The following is a 3,052-nucleotide window of genomic DNA, read 5'->3' on the forward strand; positions in this document are numbered from 1 at the left end:
GCTCACCCGGCACGCCGGGAGCGCACGGATGCAGCCGCGCGTCCAGCACGTACGCGCGCACGTTGGCCTCGACCACACCGATCGGCACGATCGCCGGGTCACCCTCGCGCGGATCCCACTCGGTGACCGACACGGTCGCCTCGGTGGGCCCGTACAGGTTGTGCAGCTGCGCAGGCAGGGCGTCGCGGAACCGGGCGGCGGTGGCCGCGGGCAGCGCCTCACCGATCGCGAACACGTGCCGCAACCCGCGGGCGCGCGCCGGGTCGGCGACGGAGAGGAAGGCGTCGAGCATCGACGGCACGAAATCGGTTGCCGTCACGGACTGCTCGTCGATCGTGCGGGCGAGATAGTCGGGGTCGCGGTGGCCGTCGGGTGCCGCGAGGACGACGCGTGCCCCGGTGGTGAGCGGCCACAGGTAACCCCACACCGACAGGTCGAATGTCGCCGCGGTCTTCTGCAGGTATGCGTCGTCGCCGCCGAGCGGGTACCGCGACTGCATCCACGTCACTTGGTGCACGACCGCCGCGTGGGTGACCGCGACACCCTTCGGGGTGCCGGTCGACCCCGAGGTGAACAACACGTAGACGGTGTTGTCCGGGTGCAGCGGCGCCAGGCGCTCGGCGTCCGTCCAGCGTGCTGCGTCCTTCGACGCCTCGGAGTCCTCGGAGTCGTCCCCGTGGTCGGCGGCGGCGGGCTCGTCGACGGTGAGGACGGGACCGCCCGCGCCGGTTCCGGCGTCGAGGCCGTCCGCGACGGTCGTGAGGGTCAGTCGCGGTGCGGCCGTGCGCAGTACGTGCTCGATGCGTTCACGAGGGTGATCGGGATCGATCGGGACGTACGCGCCGCCCGCGCGCGCGACCGCGTACATCGCGACGACGAGCGCCGCGGACCGGCGGATCGCGACCGCGACCCGCACTTCGGGGCCGACGCCCGCCGCGACGAGGCGCCGCGCGAGACGCGTGACCGCCGCGTCGAGTTCGGCGTAGGTGAGCGAGACGTCGCCGTCGCCGTCGACGAGCGCGAGCGCGTCGGGCGTGCGCGCCACCTGGCGCGCGAACAGGTCCGGGTGCGTGAGCGCCGGGACGGGCGCGGTGTGCGTGCCCGGGCTCGGCTCGGGCGTCTCCCCCAGCGGCACGTCGCCGACCACCGCGTCCGGCCGGGCGACGACCGTCTCGAGGACGCGCACGAATGCCGCGGCGAAACCACGGGCGGTCGCGTCGTCGTACAGAGCCGTCGCATAGGTGACGTCGACGCGGGTCGAGCGGTCGTCGTCCTCGGTGAGCACGAACTGCAGGTCGAAGGGCGCGACGTCGGGGACGACGGGAGTGCTCGACACGGTCAGGCCGGGCAGTTCGAGTCGTGCCGCACGGTGGTTCTGGTAGAACAGCGCGACCTGGAACAGTGGGTTGAACGCGCTAGAGCGCACCGGATCGAGTGCCTCGACGATCTGCTCGAACGGCAGGTCGGCGTGCGCGAACGCGGCGAGATCGTCGGTGCGCACGGCGGCGAGCAGTGCGTCGAACTCGGCGGCCGGATCGACGTGGGCGCGCAGCACGAGCGTGTTGGCGAACATCCCGACCAGGTCGTCGAGGGCGGCGTCGCCGCGGCCCGCGATCGGGGTGCCGATCGCGATGTCGACGGTGCCGGACAGCCGGGCCAGCACGACCGACAGCGCCGCGTGCATCACCATGAACGACGTGGCGCCGCGGCCACGCGCCAGGGCAGCGACCGCGTCGGTGAGTGCGGCGTCCAGGCGCACCGAGAAGCCGGCTCCGGCGCTCGACGCGACGGCGGGCCGGGGCCGGTCGGTGGGCAGTTCGAGCAGCGCGGGCAGATCCGCGAGCGCGGTACGCCAGTGCGCGAGCTGCCGCGCCGCGGTCGACGTGGGGTCGGCGACGTCGCCGAGCATGTCGCGCTGCCACAGCGTGTAGTCGCCGAACCGCACTGCCGGTTCGGGGAGGGTGGGCGCACCGGACGCGGTGGCCGCGTAGGCGGCCGCGACGTCGCGCGCGAGCGGATCGAACGACCATCCGTCGGCGGCGATGTGGTGCAGGACGATCGCGAGCACGTGCCGCACACCCGCGGGCGAGTCGTCGGTCAGCCGGAACAGGCGGGCACGGATCGGCAACTCGGTGGTGACGTCGAATCCGCGCAGCAGCACGTCGTCGACACGGGCGTCGAGGTCGGTGGACGCGGCGCGGTCGACGGCGACGTCGAGCGAGACGGCATCGGGTTCGAGGATGTGCTGGTACGGGCCGTCGCTCGATGCCGGGAACACTGTGCGCAGCGGTTCGTGCTTGGCGACCACCGCGGCGAGCGCACGCACCAGGGCGTCGGTGTCGAGCTCGCCGTCGAACCGGATGACGAGCGGCAGGTTGTGCACCGGGTCGGCGGGGTCGAACTGGTTGAGGAACCAGATGCGTTGCTGCGCAGGCGCGAGCGGCAACCTCTCGCCTGCGCTGCGGGCACGCCGTACGAGCGCGGGTGCATCCGAACCGAGGTGTCCGGCCGTCGTCTGCTCGTCGCCGAGGGCGGCGGCGAGCGACGCGACGGTCGGCGCGTCGAACACCTCGCGCACCGAGGCGGAGTCGAAGCCGGCGCCGCGCAGCCGCGACACCACCTGGGTCGCGCTCAGCGACGTGCCGCCGAGCGCGAAGAAGTCGTCGTGCACTCCTACCCGGGCGCCGCCGAGGACGTCGGCGAACACCGCCGCGACCGCTTCCTCGGCCGGGGTGCGCGGCGGCACGTACTCGGTGTGTGCGGCCGCGAAGTCGGGTTCCGGCAGCGCCTTGCGGTCGAGCTTGCCCGACGCATTGAGGGGGAACTCGTCGAGCACGGTGATCACCGACGGCAGCATGTACGTCGGCAGCAGGCGCGCCGCGTGTTCACGTAGCGCGACCGGCTCCGGCGAGTCCGCGCCCACGACGTAGGCGACGAGGTGATCTCCGGTCGCGGCGTCGGTGTGCACGAGGACCACCGATCCGGCGACGTCCGGATGGCTGCGCAGCGCGGCTTCGATCTCGCCGAGCTCGATGCGCTGGCCGCGGAACTT

The 3,052-nt window shown here is 73.1% G+C and carries 1 protein-coding gene; it reads right to left on the reverse strand.

Annotated features, from left to right (window positions below; genetic code table 11):
* Window positions 1–3,052: AMP-binding protein (locus HCA44_RS20645; protein WP_169651210.1), on the reverse strand; the 3,052-nt coding region annotated here is incomplete at both ends.

Origin of the sequence: Rhodococcus sp. HNM0569 (genome assembly GCF_012726205.1) — a bacterium.
Classification (GTDB): Bacteria; Actinomycetota; Actinomycetes; order Mycobacteriales; family Mycobacteriaceae; genus Rhodococcus_F.